Annotated in this window: 27 protein-coding genes and 1 pseudogene; 3 read left to right on the plus strand and 25 right to left on the minus strand. The window is 70.4% G+C overall.

Annotation, left to right across the window (positions count from 1 at the left end; translation table 11 throughout):
- Positions 1–45 precede the first annotated feature (45 nt).
- The 7 genes from L6E10_RS01515 to guaB all read right to left on the minus strand — a co-directional run bounded on the left by L6E10_RS01515 (position 46) and on the right by guaB (position 7553).
- Entirely contained in the window at positions 46–1299 is a 1254-nt protein-coding gene (locus tag L6E10_RS01515; protein ID WP_236216037.1) for an FAD-dependent monooxygenase, read from the minus strand.
- The gene (locus L6E10_RS01520; protein WP_236216039.1) at positions 1296–2255 is read right to left on the minus strand and encodes an MBL fold metallo-hydrolase; all 960 of its coding nucleotides are present in this window, start codon (positions 2253–2255) and stop codon (positions 1296–1298) included. The genes L6E10_RS01515 and L6E10_RS01520 overlap by 4 nt, the downstream gene beginning before the upstream one ends.
- 27 nt (positions 2256–2282) lie before the next feature.
- Positions 2283–3959 carry an FAD-dependent oxidoreductase gene (locus L6E10_RS01525; RefSeq protein WP_236216041.1) on the minus strand — a complete coding sequence of 559 codons (1677 nt, stop codon included), beginning with the start codon at positions 3957–3959 and terminating at the stop codon, positions 2283–2285.
- A 33-nt stretch (positions 3960–3992) separates the two neighbouring features.
- A complete protein-coding gene (locus tag L6E10_RS01530; protein WP_236216043.1) occupies positions 3993–4352 on the minus strand; it encodes a hypothetical protein in 360 nt (119 codons plus the stop codon).
- Between the two features lie 126 nt (positions 4353–4478).
- Positions 4479–4697 (minus strand): hypothetical protein, encoded by a 219-nt coding sequence (locus L6E10_RS01535; RefSeq protein ID WP_236216045.1) that lies wholly within the window; start codon positions 4695–4697, stop codon positions 4479–4481.
- Positions 4698–4855: 158 nt separating this feature from the next.
- On the minus strand, positions 4856–5989 hold the full coding sequence (locus L6E10_RS01540) for a GuaB3 family IMP dehydrogenase-related protein (protein ID WP_090094758.1): 1134 nt from the start codon (positions 5987–5989) through the stop codon (positions 4856–4858).
- Between the two features lie 52 nt (positions 5990–6041).
- On the minus strand, positions 6042–7553 hold the full coding sequence (gene guaB / locus L6E10_RS01545; protein ID WP_236216175.1) for an IMP dehydrogenase: 1512 nt from the start codon (positions 7551–7553) through the stop codon (positions 6042–6044).
- Positions 7554–7695: 142 nt separating this feature from the next.
- On the opposite strand from guaB, the gene L6E10_RS01550 reads away from it, so the two are divergent.
- The gene (locus tag L6E10_RS01550; RefSeq protein WP_236216047.1) at positions 7696–8079 is read left to right on the plus strand and encodes a DUF5319 family protein; all 384 of its coding nucleotides are present in this window, start codon (positions 7696–7698) and stop codon (positions 8077–8079) included.
- 894 nt (positions 8080–8973) lie between these two features.
- On the opposite strand, the gene L6E10_RS01555 is transcribed toward L6E10_RS01550, so the two are convergent.
- The 6 genes and pseudogenes from L6E10_RS01555 to L6E10_RS01580 all read right to left on the minus strand — a co-directional run.
- The gene (locus tag L6E10_RS01555; RefSeq protein ID WP_236216049.1) at positions 8974–9876 is read right to left on the minus strand and encodes an anti-sigma-D factor RsdA; all 903 of its coding nucleotides are present in this window, start codon (positions 9874–9876) and stop codon (positions 8974–8976) included.
- Positions 9877–10449: a sigma-70 family RNA polymerase sigma factor gene (locus L6E10_RS01560; protein WP_053737331.1), complete on the minus strand. Its 573-nt coding sequence runs from the start codon at positions 10447–10449 to the stop codon at positions 9877–9879.
- A 307-nt stretch (positions 10450–10756) separates the two neighbouring features.
- Positions 10757–11353: a response regulator transcription factor gene (locus L6E10_RS01565; RefSeq protein WP_030471988.1), complete on the minus strand. Its 597-nt coding sequence runs from the start codon at positions 11351–11353 to the stop codon at positions 10757–10759.
- A gap of 81 nt (positions 11354–11434) precedes the next feature.
- Positions 11435–12328 carry a hypothetical protein gene (locus L6E10_RS01570; protein ID WP_236216051.1) on the minus strand — a complete coding sequence of 298 codons (894 nt, stop codon included), beginning with the start codon at positions 12326–12328 and terminating at the stop codon, positions 11435–11437.
- Positions 12329–12340: 12 nt separating this feature from the next.
- Positions 12341–12907, minus strand: coding sequence for a hypothetical protein (locus L6E10_RS01575; protein WP_236216181.1), 567 nt, complete (start codon positions 12905–12907; stop codon positions 12341–12343).
- 144 nt (positions 12908–13051) lie between these two features.
- Positions 13052–13297, minus strand: a pseudogene (locus L6E10_RS01580) (MerR family transcriptional regulator); the annotation flags it as partial.
- A gap of 168 nt (positions 13298–13465) precedes the next feature.
- On the opposite strand from L6E10_RS01580, the gene L6E10_RS01585 reads away from it, so the two are divergent.
- Complete coding sequence (locus L6E10_RS01585) at positions 13466–13762, plus strand: WhiB family transcriptional regulator (protein WP_275675736.1); 297 nt, start codon at positions 13466–13468, stop codon at positions 13760–13762.
- An 89-nt stretch (positions 13763–13851) separates the two neighbouring features.
- Here L6E10_RS01585 and groL read toward each other — a convergent pair whose 3' ends face one another.
- Positions 13852–15480, minus strand: coding sequence for a chaperonin GroEL (gene groL, locus L6E10_RS01590; RefSeq protein ID WP_236216053.1), 1629 nt, complete (start codon positions 15478–15480; stop codon positions 13852–13854).
- Positions 15481–15570: 90 nt separating this feature from the next.
- A complete protein-coding gene (gene groES / locus L6E10_RS01595) occupies positions 15571–15864 on the minus strand; it encodes a co-chaperone GroES (protein ID WP_030478362.1) in 294 nt (97 codons plus the stop codon).
- A gap of 172 nt (positions 15865–16036) precedes the next feature.
- Here groES and L6E10_RS01600 point away from each other — a divergent pair, with 172 nt between their 5' ends.
- The gene (locus L6E10_RS01600; RefSeq protein WP_236216055.1) at positions 16037–17542 is read left to right on the plus strand and encodes an alkaline phosphatase; all 1506 of its coding nucleotides are present in this window, start codon (positions 16037–16039) and stop codon (positions 17540–17542) included.
- A 3-nt stretch (positions 17543–17545) separates the two neighbouring features.
- Here L6E10_RS01600 and L6E10_RS01605 read toward each other — a convergent pair whose 3' ends face one another.
- From L6E10_RS01605 to alr, 10 genes are all read right to left on the minus strand, one after another.
- The gene (locus tag L6E10_RS01605; RefSeq protein ID WP_236216057.1) at positions 17546–18799 is read right to left on the minus strand and encodes a hypothetical protein; all 1254 of its coding nucleotides are present in this window, start codon (positions 18797–18799) and stop codon (positions 17546–17548) included.
- On the minus strand, positions 18792–19226 hold the full coding sequence (locus L6E10_RS01610; protein ID WP_236216059.1) for a GtrA family protein: 435 nt from the start codon (positions 19224–19226) through the stop codon (positions 18792–18794). The genes L6E10_RS01605 and L6E10_RS01610 overlap by 8 nt, the downstream gene beginning before the upstream one ends.
- Complete coding sequence (locus tag L6E10_RS01615) at positions 19223–20206, minus strand: glycosyltransferase family 2 protein (protein WP_236216061.1); 984 nt, start codon at positions 20204–20206, stop codon at positions 19223–19225. The genes L6E10_RS01610 and L6E10_RS01615 overlap by 4 nt, the downstream gene beginning before the upstream one ends.
- A 36-nt stretch (positions 20207–20242) precedes the next feature.
- Positions 20243–21298 carry a tRNA (adenosine(37)-N6)-threonylcarbamoyltransferase complex transferase subunit TsaD gene (tsaD, locus tag L6E10_RS01620; RefSeq protein ID WP_236216063.1) on the minus strand — a complete coding sequence of 352 codons (1056 nt, stop codon included), beginning with the start codon at positions 21296–21298 and terminating at the stop codon, positions 20243–20245.
- Positions 21291–21749: a ribosomal protein S18-alanine N-acetyltransferase gene (gene rimI, locus L6E10_RS01625; protein ID WP_236216065.1), complete on the minus strand. Its 459-nt coding sequence runs from the start codon at positions 21747–21749 to the stop codon at positions 21291–21293. The genes tsaD and rimI overlap by 8 nt, the downstream gene beginning before the upstream one ends.
- Positions 21746–22426, minus strand: coding sequence for a tRNA (adenosine(37)-N6)-threonylcarbamoyltransferase complex dimerization subunit type 1 TsaB (gene tsaB, locus L6E10_RS01630; RefSeq protein WP_236216067.1), 681 nt, complete (start codon positions 22424–22426; stop codon positions 21746–21748). The genes rimI and tsaB overlap by 4 nt, the downstream gene beginning before the upstream one ends.
- A gap of 188 nt (positions 22427–22614) precedes the next feature.
- A complete protein-coding gene (locus L6E10_RS01635; RefSeq protein ID WP_236216069.1) occupies positions 22615–22956 on the minus strand; it encodes a hypothetical protein in 342 nt (113 codons plus the stop codon).
- Positions 22957–23019: 63 nt separating this feature from the next.
- A complete protein-coding gene (gene tsaE / locus L6E10_RS01640) occupies positions 23020–23478 on the minus strand; it encodes a tRNA (adenosine(37)-N6)-threonylcarbamoyltransferase complex ATPase subunit type 1 TsaE (RefSeq protein WP_236216071.1) in 459 nt (152 codons plus the stop codon).
- On the minus strand, positions 23475–24572 hold the full coding sequence (locus L6E10_RS01645; RefSeq protein ID WP_236216073.1) for an alpha/beta fold hydrolase: 1098 nt from the start codon (positions 24570–24572) through the stop codon (positions 23475–23477). The genes tsaE and L6E10_RS01645 overlap by 4 nt, the downstream gene beginning before the upstream one ends.
- Entirely contained in the window at positions 24569–25654 is a 1086-nt protein-coding gene (gene alr / locus L6E10_RS01650; RefSeq protein ID WP_236216074.1) for an alanine racemase, read from the minus strand. Before alr ends, L6E10_RS01645 begins: the two co-directional genes overlap by 4 nt.
- Between the last annotated feature and the right edge of the window lie 20 nt (positions 25655–25674).

A 25674-nucleotide genomic window follows, 5' to 3' on the forward strand; every position in this document is an offset into this window, starting at 1 on the left:
CCCCCATGGCGTGACCACGTCCGGCCGCGCTCCCGGGTTGCCCCCTCACCAGCCGAGGGCACGTCTTTTCACCTGTTCGTCGCAACGGTGGGCGGCGACGTGGCCGTCCGGCCTGATCAGCCGGCCGTCCCTCGTCGTGAAGCCGGGGCCCGCGGTGCGGGAACCCGGGACGAGCTCGCCGCCGTCCGTGGTGAGCGGGGAGTTCTCGTAGGAGAACGGGGTGAAGAGCTTGCCGGAGTCGATGCCCTCGCCCGTTTCGAGGGCGTGCTCGCGGTGCGCCCGTTCCTCCGGCGTGCCGGGGACCAGGAAGCGCATGGTCTCGCCCGTGATGCGCAGGTTCTCGTCGGCGGCGGCGCCCCGTTCGACGTCGTAGGACTCGAGGAGGTGCGGACCCGCCTCGCCGGCGCGGTCGGCGGCGATCTTCCACGCCGCGTTGTCGGCGTCGCAGATGCCGGAGTTCAGGCCTCGCGCACCGAACGGGCTCATCACGTGCGCGGCGTCGCCCGCCAGCAGGACCCTGCCGCGGCGCAACGTCCTCGCGCGCCGCTGGTGGAAGCGGTAGGTGGACTGCCAGACGACCTCGTAGGGCTTGTCGCCCACGATCGCGCGGACGCGGTCGTCGGTGAGCTGGACGTCCCCGGCGACCTGCCAGTCGATGCGCCACACGCCACCCGGTTGCGGGTGCAGCAGGACCTGGCGGCCCGGGTTCCAGGGCGGGTCGAAGTAGAAGCGGCGTTCGGGCGTCTCGAAGCCGAGGTCGACGCGGACGTCGGCGATGATGAACCTGTCGTCGAACGAGAAGCCCTCGAACGGGATGTCCAGCAGCTGCCGGACCTTCGAGTGCGCGCCGTCGGCGGCGATGCAGTGGGTCGCCCTTATTCCGTCCGATGTGGACACTCCCTCGTCGTCCTGGCTGAGGCCCTCCAGGGCGTGGCCGTGGCGGAGCTCGATCAGCGGCTCGGCGCGGACCCGTTGTTCCAGCAGCTGTTCCACGACGGTCTGCGGGGTGTTCACGAACGGCGGGAAGCCCTCGGCCTCCGGGAAGGTCAGGGTCAGCACCTCGCGGTCGCGGTGGAAGGTGCGGCCGGTGTACCAGGTGACGCCCGCGTCGGCGACGGCCTGCCCGACGCCGATCCGTTCGAGGACCTCCAGGACGTCGCGCTGCACGCAGATCGAGCGGCTGCCGGTCCTCGCGCGTTCCCCGGCGGCCTCCAGCACGGTGCTCGGCACGCCCGCCCGCGCGAGGAACAGCGCGGACGCGAGCCCCACCGGCCCGGCACCGACCACCAGGACCGTCATTGCAGGGCGTCCCACACCGCGCGGTCGCGCTCGGCGGTCCAGATCTCCGGCCAGTCCCTGCCGTCGCACTCGTCCCAGTAGCGCTTCACGTCGAACGGCAGGCAGTGCTCGAAGATCGGCCAGCGCCCGTAGCGGCCCACCAGGGTGCTGTGCGCGAGCTCGAAGGCCTGCTTGAGCGTGCCGCCCTCGGCGTGCACCCCGCCGACCGTGCGGCGCAGCTCGTTCAGGAAGTGCCTGCTCTGGTTGATCGCGGCCTCGACCTCGATGCGGTCGCGGGCGACCTTGCCCCGCCCGCCGACCAGGACCTCGGCGCCCAGGTCCTCGATCTCGTCCAAAGTGGACGTGGCCCACTCGTCGTGGAACGCGTCACCGGTGTAGAGCGCGGCCTGCGACTCGACCAGGTCGCCCGCGAACAGGATCCGCTGTTGCGGCAGCCACGCCACGATGTCGCCCGCGGTGTGCCCGCGCCCGAGGAACTGCAGCACCAGGTCGCCGCGCTCATCCCCGAGCGGGATCGTCATGCGGTCGGAGAACGTGAGCGTCGGCCACGTCAGGCCGGGGATCTCCCCCGGCTGCTCGAACAGCCGCGGCATGCGGCCGAACTCGCTCTCCCAGTCCTGCTGCCCGCGTTCGGCGATCAGCACCCGCGTCATCTCGTGCGCGACGATCTCCTGCGCCTCGAACGCGCTGGCCCCGAGCGTGCGCACGGCGTGGTAGTGGCTCAGCACGAGGTACCGCACCGGCTTGCGGGTGTGCTCGCGCAACTGGGCGAGCCACCTGCGTGCCGCCGCGGGGGTCGCCCGCGCCTCGAAGCAGATCAGGAAGTCCTCGGCCTCGATGGCCGCGACGTTGGGGTCGCCCTCGGCGGTCAGGGTGTAGACGCCCTCGGCGAGCTCGACGAAGACCTCGTCCTTGGGGGTGAGGTCGGCGCTGGAGGCGAACGGCTTCTTGGCCATGCCTCCACCGTAGCCACGTGATCCAGCTCAGGAGACCTCCACGATCGGCAACCGCAAGGCGGCCGGGGCCTGCTCGGGCACCGCCGGGTTCTTCGGCTTCGTCGGGTTGACCCTGCGGTAGGGCTGGTCCTGGGCGGGCCGCTGGTCCTCCTCGCCCTTGTTCGGCCACAGCGAGAACGCCCGCTCGGCCTGAGCGGTGATCGTGAGGCTCGGGTTCACGCCGAGGTTCGCGCTGATCGCCGATCCGTCCACAACGGACAGACTCGGGTAGTTGAAGACCCGGTGGTACGGGTCGATCACGCCCTGCCGCTCGTCGGACGCGATCGCGCAGCCACCGATGAAGTGCGCCGTCAGCGGGATGTTGAACAGCTCGCCCCACGTGCCGCCCGCCATGCCGTCGATGTGCTTGGCGGCCAGCAGGTTCGCCTCGTGCCCCGCCGGGATGAACGCCGGGTTCGGCTCGCCGTGACCCTGCCTGCTGGTGAGCCTGCCGCGCTTGAGGAACGTGGTGATGGAGTTGTCGAGACTCTGCATGACCAGCAGGATCACGGTCCGCTCGCTCCACCGGTGCACGCTGAGGAGCCGGAGCAGCCGCAGCGGGTGCCGGACGGCCTGCTTGAGGAACTGCACCCACCGCGGCGTGCTCAGCGCACCGTCCGTGGCGAGGGTCTGCAGCATGCCCATGGCGTTGCTGCCCTTGCCGTACCGGACGGGCTCGATGTGCGTGATCTCGTCGGGGTGGATGGAGCTCGTGATCGCGACGCCCTGCGTGAAGTCGTTGTCCGGGTCGACCGCGTACCGCGCGGCCCCGATGATCGACTCGGAGTTGGTGCGGGTCAGCTCACCCAGCCTGGCCGAGATCCTGGGCAGCGTCGTCGCCTTGGCCTTGTGCAACAACTGCTGCGTGCCCCACGTGCCGGCGGCGATGACGACCTGGTCGGCGGTGAACGTCCTGGTGGCGCGTCCGCCGGTCGTCCTGGTGTCGATGGTCCACCTGCCGCCGCCCTCGTGGAGCTTCGTGACCGTGGTCAGCGGGAAGACCTGCGCGCCGAGCTTCTCCGCGAGGTAGAGGTAGTTCTTGACCAGCGTGTTCTTGGCCCCGACCCGGCAGCCCGACATGCAGCTGCCGCACTCGGTGCACCCCGTCCGCTCGGGCCCGGCGCCGCCGAAGTACGGATCCGCGGCCTTCTTGCCGGGCTCGCCGAAGAACACCCCGACGGGCGTCGGGTGGTAGCTGTCCTCGACCCCCATGTCCTTCGCGACCTTCTGCATGACGACGTCGCTCGGGGTCGTCGTGGGGTTCGTGACGACCCCCAGCATCCGGCTCGCCTGGTCGTAGAACGCGTCCAGCTCGGCCTGCCAGTCGGTGATGTGCGCCCACTGCCGGTCCTCGTAGAACGGCTTGAGCGGCCGGTACAGCGTGTTCGCGTACACGAGGCTGCCACCGCCGACACCGGCGCCGGCGAGCACCATGACGTTGCGCAGGGTGTGGATGCGCTGGATGCCGAAGCACCTCAGCCGCGGCGCCCACAGGTACCGGCGCAGGTCCCAGCTGGTCTTCGCGAACTCGTCGTCGGCGAACCGGCGCCCCGCCTCCAGGACGGCGACGCGGTAGCCCTTCTCGGTCAGGCGGAGCGCGGCCACGCTTCCGCCGAACCCGGAGCCGACGATGACGACATCGAAGTTACCGGCGAGTTCACCCATGAACCGGAGAGTAGGCGTTACTTCCGGTAACGCCTAGTCCTCGATCGGTTCAGACGGCCGCGACCCGGTCATGAAGGCCGTCCACCGGTCCACCGCCTGCTCCAGGCTCAGGGCCGCGACCTGCTCCAACGGAACACCGGCCGTGTGGACGAGCCGGTTCGCCAGCCAGTCGGGAACCGGCTCGCGCGCCGGAGGCTCGTCGACGACCACGTCACCGGCCAGGCGACCCAGCCTGCCGATCACGTCAGCCAGCCGGGACAGCACGGAGTCCTTCTCGGCGATGGCGTCGAGCCTCGCCGCCGCCTCCGAGCAGACCTCGGCGTCCGACCGGACGTCCGACCTCCGGGTCGTCGAACGGGATCTGCACCTTCTCGAGCAGTCTGGGGACGACATCCGGCCAGAGGCGACGCAGGTCGTCGACCGCCGCGTCGGTGAACAGGACGTCAGCCATCGAGCGAGTCGTCGGCCTCCACCACGGCCGGCGACTCACGAGGGTGCGCGGGCAGGCGCACCCCCGCCTCAGAGCACCAGGCCCTCGATCACCCAGACCATGAAGGCCACGCACAGGGCGGTGATCACCAGCCCACCGCAGAGGAACAGCGCGAGGGCCTTCCAGCCGATGCCCCCGACGCCCTCGTCCTCCTCGGGCGCTTCCTCGACCTCGCGCTCCTGGACCTCGGCGTCCGGGTCGATCGTGTCCACGTCGCTGTTCTTGCCGTCGCCGAACAAGGCATCCAATTCCACGAACAGTGGGACGCACGGAGTGGTGGTTCGGTTGCGAGATCAGGTTTGGGCCCAAGCGGCGATCGGCAGGCCGAGGTGCACGCCCACCGGCCGCGAGCGGCAAAGCAGAAGGGCGCGCACCAGCCGGTGCGCGCCCTTCCGGGTGATCGTGTTCAGCCGCGGATCGTCAGGCCGACCTTCTGGAACTCCTTGAGGTCGGAGTAGCCGGTCTTGGCCATGGCCCGCTTGAGCGCGCCGAACAGGTTCGTCACGCCACGCGGGTCGGCGGACGGGCCGAACAGCAGCTGGCGCAGGTCGAGCTCCTGGTCCACCGCCTCGGCGACGAGGCTGCGCGGCACCGACGGGTGCGCGGACGAGGCCGTCCAGTACAGGCCCTGGCCCGGCGCCTCGGTCGCGGCCGCGAGGGGCTCGCCGAGCATCACGGCGTCGGCACCGCAGGCGATGGACTTCGCCACGTCGCCCGAGGTCGTGACGCCGCCGTCCGCGATGACGTGCACGTAGCGGCCACCGGTCTCGTCGAGGTAGTCGCGGCGCGCGGCCGCGGCGTCGGCGATCGCGGTGGCCATCGGCACGCCGATGCCGAGCACCGAGTCGGTGGTCGTGACGCCGGGCGTGTAGCCGTAGCCGACGATCACGCCCGCCGCGCCGGTGCGCATCAGGTGCATCGCGGTCCGGTAGTCGCCGACACCGCCGGCGATCACCGGGATGTCGAGGTCCGCGATGAACGACTTCAGGTTCAGCGGCTCGCCACCGCGGCTCACGTGCTCGGCCGAGATGATCGTGCCCTGCACGACCAGGATCTCGACGCCCGCGGCCAGCAGGTCCGGCGTGAGCTCGGCAGCGCGCTGCGGGCTCACGCGGACCGCGACGGTGACGCCCGACTCGCGGATCTGCTTGACCGCGGCGGCGATCAGGTCCATCCGCAGCGGGGCGGCGTGCAGCTCCTGCAGCACCTTCACCGCGGCGGCGGGGTCGTCGTTGTCCTCGGTGGCCTGCACGAGGCGGAACAACGCCTCGTCCACGTCACCGTGCCGCGCCCAGAGCCCCTCGGCGTTCAGCACGCCGAGGCCGCCGAGCTCACCGACCGCGACCGCCGTGCCCGGCGACACGATGGCGTCGGTGGGATGGGTGATCAGCGGGATGTCGAAGCGGTAGGCATCGATCTGCCACGTCGTGGAGACGTCCTTCGACGACCTCGTCCGACGCGACGGGATGATCTCGATGTCGTCCAGCTCGTAGGCCCGCCTCGCGGTCCGGCCCATGCCGATCTCGACCAGATCGCGCACCTGTTGTTCCTCTCCAAAGCATTAGAACAAGGCTTCAAGCAGCCAGAACACCCTAACGGGTGGTGTAGTTCGGAGCCTCGACGGTCATCGTGATGTCGTGCGGGTGGCTCTCCTTCAGGCCCGCCGCCGTGATGCGCACGAGCTGCTGGTTCTGCAGCTCGGCGATCGTGCGGGAGCCCGTGTAGCCCATCGCCGCCCGAAGGCCGCCGTTGAGCTGGTGCACGACCTGCGACAACGGGCCGCGGAACGGCGTGCGGCCCTCGATGCCCTCGGGGACGAGCTTGTCCTCGTTGAGCACGTCGTCCTGGAAGTAGCGGTCCTTCGAGAACGACTTGTTCTCGCCGCGCGACTGCATCGCGGCCAGCGAGCCCATGCCGCGGTAGGTCTTGAACTGCTTGCCGTTGACCAGGATCAGGTCGCCGGGCGCCTCCTGGGTGCCCGCGAGCAGCGAACCGAGCATCACGGCGGACGCGCCGGCCGCGATGGCCTTGGCGATGTCGCCGGAGTACTGGATGCCGCCGTCACCGATCACCGGCACGCCGGCCGCACGGCAGGCGAGCGAGGCCTCGTAGATCGCGGTGATCTGCGGCACACCCACACCGGCGACGACGCGCGTGGTGCAGATGGAGCCGGGGCCGACACCGACCTTGACGCCGTCCGCGCCCGCGTCGATCAGCGCCTGGGCACCGGCGCGCGTCGCGACGTTGCCGCCGACGACGTCCGTCGAGTCGCCGAGCTCCTTCTTGATGCGGGCGACCATCTCCAGCACGCCGCGCGAGTGGCCGTGGGCCGTGTCGACCATCAGCACGTCGACCCCCGCCTCGGCGAGCGTCATCGCGCGCACGAACGAGTCCTCGCCCACACCGACGGCGGCGGCGCACAGCAGGCGGCCGTCCGGGTCCTTGGTGGCGTTGGGGTACTGCTCGGTCTTCACGAAGTCCTTGACCGTGATCAGACCCTTGAGCTTGCCGTCACCGTCGACGATCGGCAGCTTCTCGACCTTGTGGCGGCGCAGCAGCCCGAGCGCGGCGTCGGCCGACACGCCCACCTGCGCGGTGACCAGCGGCCCGTTGGTCATGACCTCGCTCACGCGCTTGCTGTGGTCGAGCTCGAAGCGCATGTCGCGGTTCGTGATGATGCCCACGAGCTTGTTGCTCGCGTCGGTCACCGGCACACCGGAGATGCGGTACCGCGCACACAGCGCGTCGACCTCGGCGAGCGTGGCGTCCGGCGAGCACGTGACCGGGTCGGTCACCATGCCGGCCTCGGACCGCTTGACGGTCTCGGCCTGGCGGGCCTGGTCCTCGATGCTCAGGTTGCGGTGCAGCACGCCGATGCCGCCCTGGCGCGCCATCGAGATCGCCATCCGGCCCTCGGTGACCGTGTCCATCGCGGCACTGGCCAGCGGGATCTTGAGGGTGATGTTGCGCGAGATCCTGGTGCTCGTGTCGACGCCGCTGGGCACGACGTCCGACTCGGCAGGCAGCAGGAGCACGTCGTCGAAGGTCAGTCCCAGCATCGCGAACTTGGCCGGGACTCCGTCAGCGTTGAGCTCGCTGGTCATAGCGGGTGACATGCCTTCCGTGGTGCGGTCTGCGCTCTGCCTGCCCTTTTGGGGACCTGCGTGTCCAGTTTCCGCAGGCGGAGGCGGTGCGCCCCATGGTATCTGGACGCCCACAACACCACGGGGGGTACCGTGCGGGGTCGTGCCGCACGACGCGTTGCCACCGGACCCCTTCGCGGGCGACCCAGAGGACCCCGCGCTGTCCCTGGGCGAACCCGACCACGACCACCCGCCGATGGACGAAGACGAGCGAACAGAGCTGGTCAGCGACCTGAGCGACCTCGCCGTCTACCAGGCGCTGCTGGAACACCGCGGCGTCCGGGGCATCGTCGTGGACTGCGGCGAGTGCCAGGAGCCGCACTACCACGACTGGGAGCTGTTGCGAGCCTCACTGGAACAGCTCCTCGCCGACGGCCACATGCGCCCGCACGAGCCCGCGTTCGACCCGAATCCCGGCGCCTACGTCAGCTGGGAGTACTGCCGGGGGTACGCGGACGGTGTGACGGCCACGGAGTCGGCTCGCTGAGTTCTCCGCTTTTCGTGCGGTGCGCCGTGTCGGGCTGCGGGTGGGCTGCGGCGCGTCGGGATGCGGTGGACCAAGCCGCGGTGGGCGGACGTTCGCTGACCGGAGGACGACCAGTGACAGCGCGGCTCCGGAAACGCAGGCCGCGTCAGAGGCGCGGCCCGGGTCGGCTGCGAGTCGGCTGAGCAGCCTGAATCGCCAGGTTCGGCTCAGTGCTGAAACGCGCCATCGTCGCTTGTAGGAATGTCAACATTGCTACAAGCCGAGGCGGGCAGGACAGGTCGGAGCGAGGCTGGCCACGCAGGGCTGGGCGGAGCGAAGCTGGCCACACAGGGCTGACGGGCAAACCGACCGAGCAGGGCCGGTAGGCCGGCGGAACAAGCCGGGCGAACGCAGAGCCGTCTCACCGCGACGTCAAGCAGACGCAAAGCCGCCCCACCGCGACTCAGGCAGGCGCGAGCCCGCCCCACCACGACGTCAATCAGGCGCGAGCCCGCCCCACCGCGACGTCAATCAGGCGCGTGAAGCCGGATCCAGCATGAGGGCGAGCGGAGCCCAGCGAGGTTGAACGCAGGCTTACGCAAGGGTCCCCTCTGATTCCGAGTCCCCCGCGACCAAACGTACTCAGCGGGTCTGACAACCCCGGCGCGAAGCCGAAGGCGAGCCACCTCCCACCCACCGCGATGGCGAAGCCGAGCCGCACGAACCACACGGCCCTGAACAAGACCACCCCCGCCGGAACCGGAACCCAGCTCACGCAAGCCGACCTGGGCCACACCACCAGCCGACCGGCAGTTCACATTCCACCCGACGTGTGACACCCCGGGCATGTGAACGGCCCCTGACCTCGAAAGATCAGGGGCCGTTCACATCGCGTCTCACATGGCCGAGAAGGCCTCAGTTGGTCCCGGTCGACTGCCCGGCGGTCTCCGCGGCAGTCCCCGCGGTCCCAGCCGTCCCGCTCGACCCCGGAGTGGGATCGACAGGGGGCGGCGGAGGCGGGGGCGGGTCCTCCCCGTTGGACACCGGTGGCGGCGGGGTCTCCGACGAGGTCGAAGGCGTCGGCCGCGTGGTGACCGGCGGCTCGCTCGACGGCGTCGAGGACGGCGTCGACGGCTGCGTGGACCGGGTCGGCTGCGTGGCCGGGGTGGTCGTGAGGGGCGGTGGCGTGGTCGAGGTGTTGGTGTCGAGCTCCTTTTCGAGCTCCTTGTGCTTCTCCTCGAGCTGCGCCTTGCCGTCCGCGGTCGACACGGAGCCCAGGCTGGCCTCGACCTTGTTCAGCTTCTCGCGGGCCTCGTTGACCTTGCCCTCGCGCAGTGCCAGGCGGGCCGCGTCGAGGTCGCCGCTGATGATGGCGGCGGCTTCGATCGACTTCGCGTGTTCGGAGTACAGGACTCGCGTGAGGCCCCAGAGCGCGTCGCCCGGCTGTGCGTCGCGGGCCACGAGGCTCATGCCGGTGAAGGCGATGGCCAGGACCGCGGCGGCGCTCGCCAGCGGGATCAGGAAGCGGTGCCTCGAGACCGGCTGCGGGCGGGCGGCCTGGATCGTCGCGATGGCGGTGTCGGTGTCGACGAGCTCGCCGAACGGCTCGGTCTCCACCTCGTTGCGCCACGCGAGCAGCAACGCGTTCAGGTCGTCGTCGCCCCACGAGCCGGCCGCACCTGGTGTCGCGGACCCCAGTGCGTCCAGCAGCTTGTCATCAGCCTGTACAGCCGAAAGATCATCTGCGACGTGTTCGTGCGGGGATCTATCGTCCTGTCCGCGCACTTCTTCGTCGTCCTTCCCGTGTTCGTCGGCCACTCAGACCACCTCCTCCGCTGCCAGCGACTTGCGCAGCCGAGCGAGCGCACGGTGTTGCGCCACCCGGACCGCACCCGGCGTCGAACCGACCGCCTCGGCAGTTTCCTCGGCGGAGAGTCCGACCACCACCCTCAACAGCAGGATCTCCCGCTGCTTCTCCGGCAGGACCCGCAGCAGAACGGCCATCCGGTCGGAGAGTTCGCCCTGCATCGCCCGCTGCTCCGGACCAGCTCCGGTCTCCGGCGCGTCGGGAACTTCGGGAACGGGCTCGGAGCGGTTCCTGGCGGCAGACCGATGTGCGTCGGCAACCTTGTGCGCCGCGATCCCGTAGACGAACGCGAGGAAGGGCCGACCCTGGTCGCGGTAGCTGGGCAATGCCGTGAGCACCGCGAGACACACCTCCTGGGCCACATCGTCCGCCGAAGCGAAGCTCCGCTCCTGCCTGCCAACTCTGGCGCGGCAGTACCGCACCACGAGGGGACGTATGGAGGCCAGCAGGCGTTCGATCGCCTGGCGGTCGCCGTCGACGGCCGCGCCCACTTCGGCGTCCAGTCCGTCCCCCAAGTTGGTCATCGCAGACAACAGCCCTGGTGTTACCTGTTGGCGTACCGACAGGAAGCATCACGAGTCACTCACAGCGACTCGGTGCAGCGGCTTCACCGTACCGGTCTTCGGGCCCCTGTTCATCAGGGGGCTATGGACACCCCGAGTGACCAGCCGACACACCGAACAGCTCACAGCCCGGCGACATCGTCACCGGGCTGGGCCATGTTCGCGACCGGAGGACCGCGCGGTTGAACGGGTGAGCCCTCTCACGCCACCGGCCCCGCTTCCCCACATGCGGCATATGAGGACGCGGGGCCGGTGCGGCGAGAGCGGCTTACTGGACGAGGCCTCGCCGGAAGCCGTGCGCGACCGCCTGAGCGCGGTCACGGACACCGAGCTTGCGGAAGAGACGACGTGCGTGCGTCTTCACCGTGTCCTCCGACAGGTAGAGCTCGCGGCCGATCTGGCCGTTGCTCTTGCCCTGGCTCATGCCCCGCAGCACCTGGAGCTCACGCTCCGTGAGCTGCACGCCGGGGTCGGAGGGCTGACGAGGCGCCGGCACCGAGGTGCTGGCGAGCGTGTGCGCGAGGGCTGCCACAAGCTCGGGGCGCGACGCGTCCCACCTCAGGTAACCGCGGGCACCACCGGCGATCGCCGCGGCGATGCTCCCGGCGTCGTCGGGTGCTCCGAAGACGATGACGTTTGCCTGCGGGTTCGCGGAGACGAGCCGACGGGTTGCTTCCACCCCGGTCGGGACGGCGCGCTGGGTTCCCACCAGGACGACGTCGACCGGCTGCCTTGAAAAGCGAGCCAACAACTCGTCACCGTGCGCTACGCAGTCGATGCGGCTAACCCCGGGGACAGCCGACATCACGCGGGTGAGACCCTCCCGCACACTGCGCCGGTCGTCGCAAATAAGGACCGTGGTCACGGGGACTCCTTTCCTGCAGCCGAGTGACGTTCCATCTCCCCTATCGGACGCTGGAGGCCAGACCTTGACACGATCCGGTGCTTAATCCGTCAAGAAGTTCGCCTGAGGGTCTGCGTTCGGGGGTTCCCCGGAACGGAGCAGCCCGGTCGGCACCCAGGGGGACTCGAGTGCGGCCCTTCGGCTGACGGCATCAGCTCTGCGCAACACGCAGCTCAGAGCGTCCGTCGCCCGGTCGAGGACGTCTGCGCCGACCGTGGGGGCATGACCCACCAGGACGAGAGCGCTCGGCCAGATCAACGGATGAAGCTTTTTCAAGGCGCTGTGATTTAGCTCACACCCGACTAGCTCATGCCCTCGTTCCAGGCCTTCGGGTGTCCCTCGCACGACCAACGAGGTGCCCAGGACGAGTGCCGACTTGAGTTCGTGGCGGAGCGCCTTCCGCCTCGTCGCCACGCCGTGCGCCTCCTCGGCGGGCGCCACCGCGGCCTGCGCGCGCCCGGACGCCAGCTCGACCTCGGCGCTCACCCAGCCCCGCCGGACCTCGGCCCGCCACGACCGCGTCTCGGCCCGCGCGAGCAACCTGCGGGCCTCCCCGAGGCGTTGAGCACCGAGCGAATCGGCCGCGAGCCCGAGCAGCGCGTCCGTCCGGGCCCCCGCGGCGTCGATCCCGTCCGGGTCCCCGGCGTCCGTTCCGCGCACCCGCGCGAGCGCCGCGCCGTCGAGCGGCCGGGCGAGGTGGTGCGCCCCCAGCTGGCGCAGGTGCGACGCGCGAGTCGAGAGGGAAAGGGACGCGATCACGGGGTCGGGGTCGTGGCGGAGCGCGGCCAGCACGGTGGCGGCGGCCGCGTAGTGGCCCTGACCGCCCAGGACCACGGCCGCGAGCCACCTCACCCGGGAGCTCCCGGCGCAGAGCGCCGACCAGACGGCGAGATCGGGCGAGTCACCGAACGCGGCCCGGCGCAGCTCCTCTTCCACGGGGTGAGTCTGTCAGGTGACGGCGGCCTCGACGGCGGCCACGGCGGCGGCGAGGTCCTCGACCCGCTCGGCCGGCGGCGTGACCACCCCGCGCCGCCAGCCAGGACCGCCGACGAACACCCGCACCTGCTGCCGGGTGCGCGGCAGCGCGGAGATCACCCCCGGATCGGCGTACCGGGGCAGCTGCGCCCACAGCACCACCGCGGAGGGAGCGGTGCGGCGCACGGCGGCGGACAGCGCGTCCAGCGGCAGCGCCGCCCCCAGCTGCCGGACCACGATTCCGCGCTGCGCCAGTTCCGCCGCCAAGGGGTAGAGAGGAAGGTTGTGCCTCTCCTCCGGCATGCACGCCAGCAGCACAGGCCGATGGTTGCGCCCGAGAGTGACGAGAGGCGTTGCGCGCACGAACGCCGCGAGCACGCACTCGTTCAGCAGGTGCTCCACCTCCACGCCGGCACCGGAGAGCTGCCACCGCGCCGCGACGGCCGTCAGGACCGGGCGGACGACCTCGTTCCAGGTCGCGACGACCCCGTCGGACGCCAGCGAGTCGGCGAGCATCCCCTGCACGGCGATGGAATCCATGGCGACCGCCGCCCTGCCCAGTCCGCGCGCCGTCGGAGACGCTCCGGGCATTTTCAAAACGCGTCCGCCACCACCCGATCCAGCGACAGAAACCTCGCCGTGCGCCATTGACGATTTCGAGTCGAGAGCGAAACGCGCGGCCTCGGCGGAAGACGCGCCACGAAGAAGTGCGCGCTGCATCAATTCGAGCCGGGCGACGTCGCGCGGCCCGTATTTCCGATGGCGGCCGACGGTGTGACCGCTCGGGCCGAGCCCGTAACGGCGGTCCCACGTGCGGAGGGTGGCGGGAGCCACGCCGAGCCGCCTGGCCACGGCGGCCACCGACAGGAGGGGCTCGCCCGCCGGACCACCGGCAGATGCGCGCTCCGGCGGGGTCATCACGGGAGCCATCGTCCGTTCACCTCATCCGGGTGGCAACTCCGGGCGGTGAGTGATCGAACACGCGTGCTGTCACCCATCAGTTGATAAGGGTCTTCTGCCTCTTGAACAAGTTTTGACGCGGTTCTACGGTGGATCATCATTAAGCCGAATGGAGCAGTCGTCACGGAGGCGGTCTCGATGGCGGACACCCGAAGGCTCCCCGGTCCCAACGCAGATCTCTGGGACTGGCAGATGCGCGGTTCGTGCCGGGGCATGGACAGCGCGTTCTTCTTCCACCCCGACGGCGAGCGGGGTCCGGCGAGAGCCCGGCGGGAAGCTCGCGCCAAGGCTGTCTGCCTCGCCTGCCCGGTTCTGGAGTTGTGCCGCCAACACGCGCTGGCGGTGCAGGAACCGTACGGAATCTGGGGCGGGCTCTCGGAATCCGAGCGCGACCACATCATCAAGGCGAGAAAGCGCCAATTGGCGATCGTTTAAAAACAAACGGGCGGCACCCGGAGGTGCCGCCCGTTTCGTTCGTTCTCAAAAGCTGCGCTCGCGGAACGTCCGGAGCGGCGGCCTGGAACTCAGTGGCCGTGCCCGTGGCCGTGGCCGTGCCCGGCCGCGGCGGAGGTGGGCTCTTCCGCCTTCTTCTCGACGACGGCGCTCTCGGTCGTGAGCACCATGCGCGCGATGGAGGCGGCGTTCGCCACGGCGGACCGCGTGACCTTCACCGGGTCGATGATGCCCTGCTCGAGCAGGTCACCGAACTCCAGCGTGGCGGCGTTGAGGCCGAAGCCCCACTCGCCCTCGCGGACCTTGTTCACCACGACGGCACCCTCGAGGCCCGCGTTCGCGGCGATCCAGAACAGCGGCGCGGACAGGGCCTTCGCGACGAGCGCGACACCCGTGGCCTCGTCACCGGACAGGCCGAGGCCGCCGTCGAGCACCTTGGAGCCGTGCACGAGAGCGGAGCCACCGCCGGGGACGATGCCCTCCTCGACCGCGGCCTTCGTAGCGGCGACCGCGTCCTCGATGCGGTGCTTGCGCTCCTTGAGCTCGGTCTCGGTGGCGGCGCCGACCTTGATCACGGCGATGCCGCCGGAGAGCTTCGCGAGGCGCTCCTGCAGCTTCTCGCGGTCCCAGTCGGAGTCAGTGGCCTCGATCTCGCGGCGCAGCTGCTCCGCGCGGCCGGCGATGTCGGCCTTGGTGCCGCCGCCGTCGACGATCGTGGTGTCGTCCTTGGTCACGACGACGCGGCGGGCGGTGCCCAGCTGGTCGAGCGTGGTCTCGGACAGCTTGAGGCCGATCTCCGAGGAGATCACCTCGCCGCCGGTGACGACCGCGAGGTCGTCCAGGAACGCCTTGCGGCGGTCGCCGAAGAACGGCGCCTTCACGGCGACGACCTTCAGGGTCTTGCGAACGGCGTTGACCACCAGCGTGGACAGGGCCTCGCCCTCGACGTCCTCGGCGATGATCAGCAGCGGCTTGCCGGACTCCGCGACCTTCTCGAGGATCGGGAGGACGTCGGCCAGGGCCGAGATCTTCTCGCGGTGCAGCAGGATGCGGACGTCTTCGTAGACGGCCTCCTGCGCCTCGAGGTCGGTCGAGAAGTGCGTCGACACGTAGCCCTTGTCGAACTGCACGCCCTCGGTGATCGCGAGCTCGGTCGCGAGCGTGGACGACTCCTCGACGGTGATGACACCGTCCTCGCCGACGCGCTCGATGGCCTCGCCGAGCAGGGCGCCGATGGACTCGTCACGCGACGAGACCGTGCCGACCTGCGCGATGTTCTCGCGACCCTTGACCGGGGTGGCCTTGCCCTTGAGCGCGTCCACGACGGCGTCGGAGGCGGCCTGGATGCCCCGGCCGAGCGCGGTGGGGTTGGCGCCCGCGGCGATGTTGCGCAGGCCTTCCTTGACCAGCGCCTGCGCCAGCACGGTGGCGGTGGTGGTGCCGTCACCCGCGACGTCGTTGGTCTTGGTGGCGACCGACTTGGCGAGCTGCGCGCCGAGGTTCTCGAACGCGTCGTCCAGCTCGATCTCGCGGGCGATCGTCACACCGTCGTTGGTGACCGTGGGGCCACCGAACTTCTTGTCGAGCACGACGTGGCGACCGCGCGGGCCGAGGGTGACCTTGACCGTGTCCGCGAGCTTGTTGACGCCGCGCTCGAGCGCCCGACGAGCGTCCTCGTCGAAGCTGATCTGCTTGGGCATGTGACTCAAAAGCCTCTCTGGGTAGCGAAACGCCCCGGTAGCCCCGGGTGGGGCGCCGGGGCGTCAGGCATGACAGCCGAGCGTCGTCAGTTAGTTGACGACGGCCAGCACGTCGCGAGCGGAGAGGATGAGGTACTCCTCGCCGTTGTACTTGACCTCGGTGCCGCCGTACTTCGAGTAGATGACGACGTCACCGACGGCCACGTCCAGCGGGACGCGGTTGCCCTTGTCGTCGATGCGGCCGGGGCCAACCGCGAGGACCTTGCCCTCCTGGGGCTTCTCCTTCGCGGTGTCCGGGATCACGAGGCCGGAGGCAGTGGTCGTCTCGGCCTCGGAGGCCTGAACGACGATCTTGTCCTCGAGCGGCTTGATGTTCACGCTCACCGGGATGACCTCCACGGGTCGTTGGCAGGTTCGAATTAACGGCTCCTGCCACCCCGCCGTCGCGGGGGTCGGGGCGGTGCTGGTGCCGTGCAATTGGCACTCTACCCATGAGAGTGCCAAGGCTTCAACGAGCCCCCCGAACCGATCACCATCCGGGAGCCGTATTCAGGGCATGTCCCCGTTGACGCGCCGAACGCTGCTGCTCGCAGGCGTGGCAGGAGTCACAGCTCTCTCGGCCGCCGCCTCAGCGCGTCCCGGCGACCCTTTCACACTCGGTGTGGCCTCGGGCGACCCGGCACCCGATGGAGTGGTTCTGTGGACGCGGCTGGCCCCCGAGCCCCTCGCCGACGACGGCCTGGGAGGCATGCCGGCGCGTCCGGTCGACGTCGAGTGGCAGGTCGCCCACGACGAACGATTCACCCGGATCGTGCAACGCGGCTCCACCACGGCTCGACCGGAGGAGGCGCACAGCGTCCACGTGGAACTCGTCGGGCTGGAGTCCGGCCGCGAGTACTTCTACCGCTTCAAGGCCCTCAACCACCTCTCGCGGACGGGCCGTACGCGCACAACGCCCCCACCGAACGCCCTGCGGGTACCGCTGACGATGGCCTTCGCGTCGTGCGCGCAGTACGAGCACGGCTACTTCACGGCGTACAAGCGCATGGCCGAGGACGAACCCGACCTGGTGCTGCACCTCGGCGACTACACCTACGAGTACGAGAGCGGCATCCACGTCGCCCCGAGCGGCAACGTCCGCCAGGTCGAGGGCCCGACCACCACGACGCTCGCGGGCTACCGCCGCCGGCAGGCCCAGTACAAGACCGATCCGGACCTGCAGGCCGCGCACGCCGTGGCGCCGTGGGCGGTCATCTGGGACGACCACGAGATCGACAACAACTGGGCCGGACCGCTGCCCGACAAGCCGCAGCCGGACTTCCCCGCCCGCCGGGCCGCGGCGATCCAGGCCTACTACGAGAACATGCCCCTGCGCAGGTCATCAAGGCTGTACCGGCGGGTCCGGTGGGGCGAGCTGGCCACGTTCCACATGCTCGACACCCGCCGGTACCGCACCGACCAGGCCTGCGGCGACGGGCTGCAGCTCTGCCCGGAACGGCTGGAGCCGGAGCGCACGATGCTCGGGGACGCGCAGGAGGAGTGGCTGTTCGAGGGCCTGCGGGGCTCGCGGGCGCGCTGGGACGTGCTCGGGCAGCAGGTGTTCTTCTCGCAGTACGACTACGTCCCCGGCGAGGTCGACAAGTTCCTGCTCGACGCGTGGGACGGCTACGTCGCCGACCGGGACCGGGTGGTGGCGGAGCTCGCGAACGTGCGGAACCCGGTCGTGCTGACCGGCGACGTGCACGCGGCGTGGGGTGCGGAGGTCAAGGAGCGCTGGAGCGACCCGTCGTCGAGGACTCTCGCGACGGAACTCGTCACGACGTCGATCACGGCCGGTGGCGACGGGTCGGAGGAGTACGCCGAGACACCGCTGTGGCTGCGCGAGAACCCGCACGTGAAGTACTTCAACAACCGGCGCGGTTACACGCTCACCAGGTTCACGCCCGATGAGTTGCGCACGGACTTCCGCGGCCTCGACCACGTGACGAGGCCCGGCTCCCCGGTCTCCACCAAGGCGTCTTTCGCGGTGGAGGACGGGAGGCCGGGCCTCAACGAGCTGTGAGCCTCAGCCGGACCAGTTGCCGGACACGAACATCATGTACATCAGGGTCTGGGTGACCAGGCCGGTGTACATGACCACGTACACCGCGGGCTTGAGCGCGGCGACGCGCTGGCCGAGCAGCACCAGCGCCAGGTAGATGCCGAAGCACGGCAGCAGGTAGCGGTGCACCGACACCAGGTTGCCGTTCAGCGTGAGCATGATCAGCGACGCGACGCCGAAGAGGCCCACGGGCACCAGGTCACCCCGGCGCTGCGCCAGCAGGTAGGCCGAACCGGCGATCAGCAGGACGATGCCGGCCAGCGGCACCACGTGGTTCGTGAGGTTCCACGTGTTCAGGTCGGCCGGCTTCGTCAGGGTGTTGATGCTCATCAGGAGCTCGTTCCAGAGCGTCCCGGGGATGTTCGGCGTGAACTGGTGGTACGACCAGGCCGGGGCCTTCTCGTACGCCGACGTCATGCCGAGCGGGTCGCCGACCAGGACCTTCAGGTACAGCGCGAAGCCCAGGAAGCCGACGGCGCTCGCGGGGAACCACAGCAGGTGCCACGACAGCAGGCCGCGGAGCTTCCAGTCCTTGCTGCGCCAGAACTCGAGGAAGCACAGGCCGACGAACAGCACCGAGGTGATGCGCACGCCGGTCAGCGGCATCAGGCACAGGCCCATGAAGACCCACTGCCTGCGCAGCGCGAAGAGGTACGCCCACAGGCCGAGCGCGATGAACACTGCCTCGCTGTAGAACGCGTGCAGGAAGTACGCCGACGGCCACGTCAGCATCGCCATCACGACGAGCCACGGCGCGCGCTCGCCCGTCAGGAAGGTCCTGGCGATCTTGAGCAGGGCCACGGCACCCAGCCACGTGGCGACCGTGTTGACGATGATGCCCGCGACCAGCGTGCCGATCTTGCCGAGGAACACCATCTTCACGAGCCACACGAACAGCGGGAAGACCGGGTAGAACGCCTGCGAGGTCGGGACGTTCTGGTACGCGGTGCCCTCGGCGATGCCGGTGAAGTTCTCCGCGTCCCAGCGGTGCGTGTGCGACAGCAGCGTGTCGACCGAGCGGGACGAGGGCGGCGTGCCCTCGAAGATCGGCAACAGCGGTTCGAGCACGCGCCCGAGCACGGTCATGAAGACCTGCCAGGCGAAGACCAGCAGGAAGACCTTGGCGAAGTCGCCCGTCAGCGCGGTCTTCCACCGGGGAGCGGGTCGGGACGCCCCGTCGGCGACGACCTCCGGCTCGCGGATCGCGGTGTCAGTCATGAACGGGTTCCTTTGCGGGCTCTGCCGCCGGCCGGAACACCAGCCGGCTGTACAGCACGTAGTTCCAGACGAGGGCGACGCAGATGCCCGCGAGCTTGGGCGCCGCGATGGCGAGCGTCTCGGGCAGACCGGAGAACGCACCGCGCGTCGCCATGATCATCAACGGCTGGATCACCCACAGCCCGACGCCCGTGACCAGCACGAACAGCACGACCTGCCGGACGGTTCCCCCGCCTGCCGCGCGGAACGTGAAGCTGCGGTTGAGCGTGAAGCTGAGCGCCATGCCCGTCGTGGTCGAGATCAGGTTCGCGATCACGAGCGGGGTGCCGAGCGCGAACAGCACCGTGTAGCCGACCAGGTCGACCAGGGTGTTGCCGATGCCGACCAGACCGAAGCGGAGCTGCTGGGCGTTCAGCAGCTTCTTCACGACGCGAGCGCCCTGGCGTCGTTCGGCACCGGGGTCGCGGTGCGCACCGACGCCACGCTGTAGAGCGGGCGGGCCTGCACCTCCGTGTAGATGCGGCCGATGTAGCTGCCGAGCACGCCGAGCATGATCAGCTGGATGCCGCCGAGGAAGAAGACGGCGCTGGTGATGAACGCCCAGCCGGGCACGGCGGCGGCCGGCAGGAACAGCTTCACGCCGACGACGTAGCAGATGCCGAGGAACGCGAGGGCCGAGATGAAGTAGCCGACCTTCGAGATCAGCTTCAACGGGGCGGCGGAGAAGCCGACGATGCCGTCCGCGGCGAACCGCAGCATCTTGCGCAACGGGTAGCCCGTGACGCCCGCGTGGCGCTTGTCGCGGTCGAACTGCACGGCGGTCTGCTTGAAGCCGATGAAGCTCACCAGGCCGCGCAGGAACCTGTTGTGCTCGCGGAACTTGCGCAGCTCCTCGACGACCTTGCGGTCGACGAGGCGGAAGTCGCCGGTGTTCTCCGGGATGTCGATCTCGGCGACCTTGCGCAGGAACCAGTAGAACGCCCGCGCGGTCGCCTTCTTGAACGCCGTGTCCTGGCGTGAGCGGCGCTGCGCGTAGACGACGTCGTAGCCCTGCTCCCACTTCTCGATCAGCTCGAGGCTCACCGAGGGCGGGTCCTGCATGTCGCTGTCCATGATGATCACGGCGTCGGCGTCCGCGAGGTCGAGCCCCGCGGTCACGGCGAGCTGGTGACCGAAGTTGCGCGCCAGGTCGATGACGGTGACCCGGCCGTCCGCGTCGGCGACGGCGTTGAGCAGGTCCAGCGAGTTGTCGCGGCTGCCGTCGTTGACGTAGATGAAGTTGACCCGGTACCGGTCCTCGAGCGGCTTGACGACCTCGGACACCGTCTTGTGCAGCAGATCGATGTTCCCGCCCTCGTTGTAGATCGGGAACAGGTACGTGATCGTGCGCATGGGTTCAGCGCTCACCGCTTACTCCAAGATTCAAGTCCGCCCAGGATGGGCTCAGAGTATCTGCACCGTGCCGACGGGCAGACCGGGCGTCGTGGAGAGGTCCATGGGCGACGGCTTCGCGCCCGCCGCGACGAGGTGGGCACCGAGCGCGGCGATCATGGCGCCGTTGTCGGTGCACAGCCGCGGCCTCGGCACGCGCAGCTCGATGCCGGCCTCCGCGCACCTCTCGGCGGCCAGACCGCTCAGCCGCGAGTTCGCCGCGACGCCGCCGGAGATGACGAGCGTGCCGACGTCCAGGTCCTTCGCGGCGCGGATCGCCTTCGCGGTGAGCACGTCCGCGACCGCCTCCTGGAACGACGCGGCGACGTCGGCCAGCGGGATCTCCTCGCCGGCCCGTTCGGCGCGCTCGACCCAGCGGGCGACCGAGGTCTTGAGGCCGGAGAACGAGAAGTCGTACTTCGCGTCGCGCGGGCCCGTCAGGCCGCGCGGGAACGCGATCGCGCACCCGTTGCCCTGCTTGGCGAGCTTGTCGATGGGCGGGCCGCCGGGGTAGGGCAGGTCGAGCAGCCGCGCGACCTTGTCGTACGCCTCACCGGCGGCGTCGTCGACGGTCGAGCCGATCTCGGTGATCGAGTTCGCGAGACCGCCCTCGACGAGCAGCAGCTGCGAGTGGCCGCCGGAGACCAGCAGCGCGAGGCAGCGCTGCGGCAACGGGCCGTGCTGCAGCGTGTCCGCGGCCACGTGGCCCGCGAGGTGGTTCACGCCGTAGAGCGGCTTGCCGAGCGCGGCGGCGTACGCCTTCGCCGCGGACACGCCGACCAGCAGCGCGCCGGCGAGACCGGGGCCCGCGGTGACGGCGATCGAGTGGATCTGGGAGAGCTCGACCTTCGCCGTGTCGAGTGCGCGGCGCAGGGTCGGGACGAGGGCTTCGAGGTGGGCGCGGGAGGCGACCTCGGGCACGACGCCGCCGAAGCGGGCGTGCTCCTCGACGCTGGAGGCGACCTCGTCGGCGAGCAGGTCGAGCGAGCCGTCCGGACCGAGGCGGACGATGCCGAAGCCCGTCTCGTCGCACGAGCTCTCGATGCCGAGGATCAAGCGGTCAGACACTTTGAGCAGGCCTTCCCATCGTGTACGCGTCGGCACCCGACGGCTGGTAGTAGCGGCGGCGCAGGCCGAGTTGCTCGAAGCCGTGCGCCTTGTACAGGGCGATCGCGGGCTCGTTGTCCGTGCGGACCTCGAGGAAGACCGGCACGCCGATCTCGTCGACGCGGGCGAGCAGGTCGCGCAGCAGCATCCTGCCGACGCCCCTGCCCTGCCAGTGCCCGGCCACGGCGATCGTGTGGATGCTGGCCTCGTACGCGCCGGCGGCGAGCCCGGCGTAGCCGATCAGCTCGTCGCCCGCGTACGCACCGCGGTAGTAGTTGCCGTTGTTCAGCTCGCTGTGGAACGCGTCCTCGCTCCACGGGTCCTCGCCGGGGAACAACGCCAGCTCGATCTCGTGGCACGCGGGCACGTCGGCGTGCTGCAGCGGCGCGAGCGTGACGGTGCCGGTGGTCATGCCCTGGTCACCCGCTTGCGCCCGGTGGGCTCCACGGCGTCGGGGCGGCGCAGGTAGAGCGGGGTGAGCGCGGCCGGGCGGGCCTTCGCGAGCACCTCGGCGGCCGCGGCGGCGACCAGGCCCTCGGGGCTCGGGTGCCTCGCCTGGAGCAGCTCCAGGCCGAGGACCTCGGCGTAGATCTCCGCACCCTCACCGGTGGCCTGGCGCACGCCCAACGCGGGCAGCTTCCCGGCGAGGTCCTGCGGGCGCTCGACGTGCGGGCCGTCCGTGCGGCGGCCGGCGGCGTCGTACGCGGCCCAGTAGACCTCCTTGCGGCGCGCGTCGGTCGCGACGAGCAGCGGGTGACCGCTGGCGGCGTCCCTCGCGATGGCGTCCGGGGTGGCGACCGGGTAGACCGGGCGGTTGAGCGCCTGGCCGAGCGCGGCGGCGGTGGCGAGGCCCACCCGCAGGCCGGTGAACGGGCCGGGACCGGCGCCGACGACGATCGCGTCGAGGTCGGCGTAGCTCTTGCCGGCCTCCGCGAGCGCGTCGCTGATGTGCGGGGTGAGCAGTTCGCCGTGGGCCTTGGCGTTGAGCGTCACCCGCTTCGCGAGCAGGCGCGGCGGCGAATCGGGCGCGAGTTCGACCACACCGGCGGTGACTGCGGGGGTGGCCGTGTCGACGGCGAGCACTAGCACGATTGTCCAGGGTAGTACGTGTGCCGGACCGCACTTGCCGTGCGTCCGCGAGGCAGGCGTGCGACCTCGGCTCCAGGTTCACCGAAGCGGGTGAAGTGCCGGAACCGTCAGCCGGCCACGCCGCTCAGCCGCCCGCCACCGGGGATGGCCGACGGGCTCGTTCGGCCATCCCCCGCGACCCTCCGGGCTCATCGGCCGGAGAGGTTCCCGTCGCAGGCGGCGGACGACCGCGAGCGGTCGACCGTGAAGATCTCCAGCTGGTCGTTCCACCGCCACGGCGTGACGCAGGCGTCGTCCGGCACGCCGACGCCGGCACCACCGGTGGCGAGGTTGTCGGCGCACGCCGCGTAGCCGGGCGCGTGACCCTCGTGCAGCAGCGAGAGCGGGCCGTTCCACTGCCACGGCGCGGCGCAGAAGTTGCCGGCAACCCCGACGCCACCGTCGCGGTGGTGCTCACCGGCGGAGGCAGGGGCGACCACGAGCAGGGCGCCACCGACGACCGCGGTCGCGAAGAGGGTCTTCTTGGTCATGCGGATCGCATCGGCTCGGGGTGCTCCGTCCTCAACGGACTTCACCCCATCCGCCGACCGGCTTCACACCGGAAGGGTGCGGTCCGCCCATTCGCCGTGCGGCACCAGCTGAGCTGTGCGAACGTCGTCGATCCCGCGTTCGAGGCGGATCAGGAGATGATCTTCGTTCAGGCGTTCCGCGACGCCCTCCCCCCACTCGACGGCGACGACGGCGTCGACCAGCTCGGTGTCGAGGTCGAGGTCGTCCAGCTCGTCCAGGTGACCCCCGAGCCGGTACGCGTCGACGTGCACCAGCCGCACGCCGCCCTCCCGCTCCGGCTCGTGCACGCGGGCGACGACGAACGTCGGCGAGGACACCCGGCCCCGCACGCCCATGCCGCGCGCCAGACCGCGCACGAACGCCGTCTTCCCCGCGCCCAAGGGCCCCGCGAGGAGCAACAGGTCGCCCGCGCGGACGACTTCACCCAGCTTGCGGCCGAACTCCTCGGTGTCCTCCACCAAGGGCAGTTCGACGGTCTTCACGCTCGGCGCCACCACTTCTTCCGACTCTCTCCGCGATCGGCCGCGCAGCGTTCGACGAGCGCGACCAGGTGGTCGTTGACGAGGTCAGCCTGCTCCATCATCACCATGTGCCCGGCACCGGGGGCCCGGACGAGCGTGGCGTGCGGCATCTCCTCGGCCATCCGCTCGGCGTGCGAGAACGGCGTGAGCCTGTCCGCGTCGCCGCTCAGGATCAGCACCTCGCAGTGCCGCAGACCCGCCAGCGCTTTGTAGCGGTCGTGCGTGCCGAGGGTCTCGAGGAACTCGGTGAGCACCTTCACCGGGGTCCCGCCGATCATCTGCTCCATCAGGTCCACCAGGGACGGTGCTACCGCGCGGTCGCCGAACGCCCCCAGGCGGATGCCGCTCCACGTGAGGCTCTTCGCGCTCTTGCGGACCCACTCGACGAGTCCGGGCTGCACGCTCGCGAGCCGGCCGACGCCGAGCGTCACCGGGTTGTACCGCGACAGCACGGACTTCGGCAGCCCCGCGCCGCCGACGGCACCGGCGGCCGTGCCGACCAGCGCGACGCCGCGCACCCGTTCCTCGAAGAGCTCCGGGTGCTTCTCGGCCAGCGCCATGATCGTCATGCCGCCCATGGAGTGGCCGACGAGCACCAGCGGGCCCTCCGGCGCGATGGCCCTGATCACCGAGTCGAGGTCGAGCGCGAGCTGGTCGATCGTGCTGTTCTCGGTCGACGACCGCCCGGACCGGCCGTGGCTGCGCTGGTCGTAGAGCACCTGGTGGACCCGCGGGTCGAGCAGTTCGGCGAGGTCGCGGCGCTGGAAGTGCCAGCAGCGGCGGTCCAGCGCGAACCCGTGCACCAGCACGACGGTGATGTCCGGCTCGCCGCCGTCCGCGGGGTCGACCTCCTCGACCGAGATCGGCACGCCGTCCTCGGCGGCCACGGTCGACTCGCGGTCGGGCCGCAGCCGCCCGAGCGGCTCCTCGGCGAAGCTGTCGGACGCCGTCTTGCGCTCGTGCGAGACCTTCGCCGTCTGCGCCACGGCCGCACCGGCGACGGCGGCGCCGAGGGCGCCACCGACCCACCCGACGACCTTCCACACCGGCTTCACGTGTAGGTCCTCCGCACCCGCGGCCGGTACATCCCGCAGACGATCTCGTAGTCGATCGTCCCGGTCAGCTCCGCCCACTCCGTCGCCGTCGGCTCCCCCCGGCTCCCGTCGCCGAACAGCACGACCTCGGCACCCTCCCGCACCTCGTCGTCCTCGCAGCTCACGACGATCTGGTCCATGCAGACGCGACCGACCACCGGACGGCGCCTCCCGTTCAGGAGCACCTCCATCCGGCCGGAGAGCGCCCTCGGGACACCGTCCGCGTACCCGGCGGGCACCAGTGCCAGCGTCGTGTCCTTCCTCGCGGTCCATGTCATCCCGTAGGACACGGACTCACCTGCGGGGATACGTTTCGTGAGAGCCACGTACGACCGGAAGCTCATGACCGGCCGCAGGTCGTGGTCCGTCGGCACGGGGTTCAGGCCGTAGATCGCGATACCCGGCCTGACCAGGTCGAAGTGCAGGTCGGGCCTCGTCAGCAGGGCCGCGGAGTTCGCGATGTGCCGCAACGGGTCGAGCCCCGCCGCCTTCGCCACCTCGTAGGCGTCGTCGAACCGCTTGGCTTGAAGGTCGATGGACGGGTCGCCGATCACGTCGGCGGACGCGAGGTGCGACCAGATGGCCACGACCTCGTGCTTCTTCGCGGCGTCGACGAGCTCGGGCCAGTCCCGCGGCTGGCAGCCGTTGCGGCTCAGGCCGGTGTCGATCTTCAGGTGCAGCCGCGGCCGCGCGTCGGCCTCCTCGGCGGCCTGCTCGATCCGGCGCAGGTCCGACAGCGAGGAGACGCCCATGTCGACGTCCGCGGCGAGCCCGGCGGCCAGGTCCTCGTCCGGTGCGTCGAGCCAGGCGAGGATCGGCGCCTGGATGCCGGCCGCGCGCAGAGCGAGGGCTTCCTGCGTGCTGCACGAACCGAGCCAGGTGGCGCCCGCTTCGAGCGCGGCCCTGGCGACCTCGACCGCGCCGTGGCCGTAGCCGTCCGCCTTGACGACGGCCATGGTCTCGGAGGACGGCGCGAGGCCGGCGAGCAGGGCGACGTTGTGCCGCAGCGCGCCTAGGTCGACGACTACTTCTGAACGGGCCATAACCTGGTCATCGTTCCACA

This window comes from Lentzea sp. CC55 (assembly GCF_021056325.1).
Classification (GTDB): domain Bacteria; phylum Actinomycetota; class Actinomycetes; order Mycobacteriales; family Pseudonocardiaceae; genus Lentzea; species Lentzea jiangxiensis.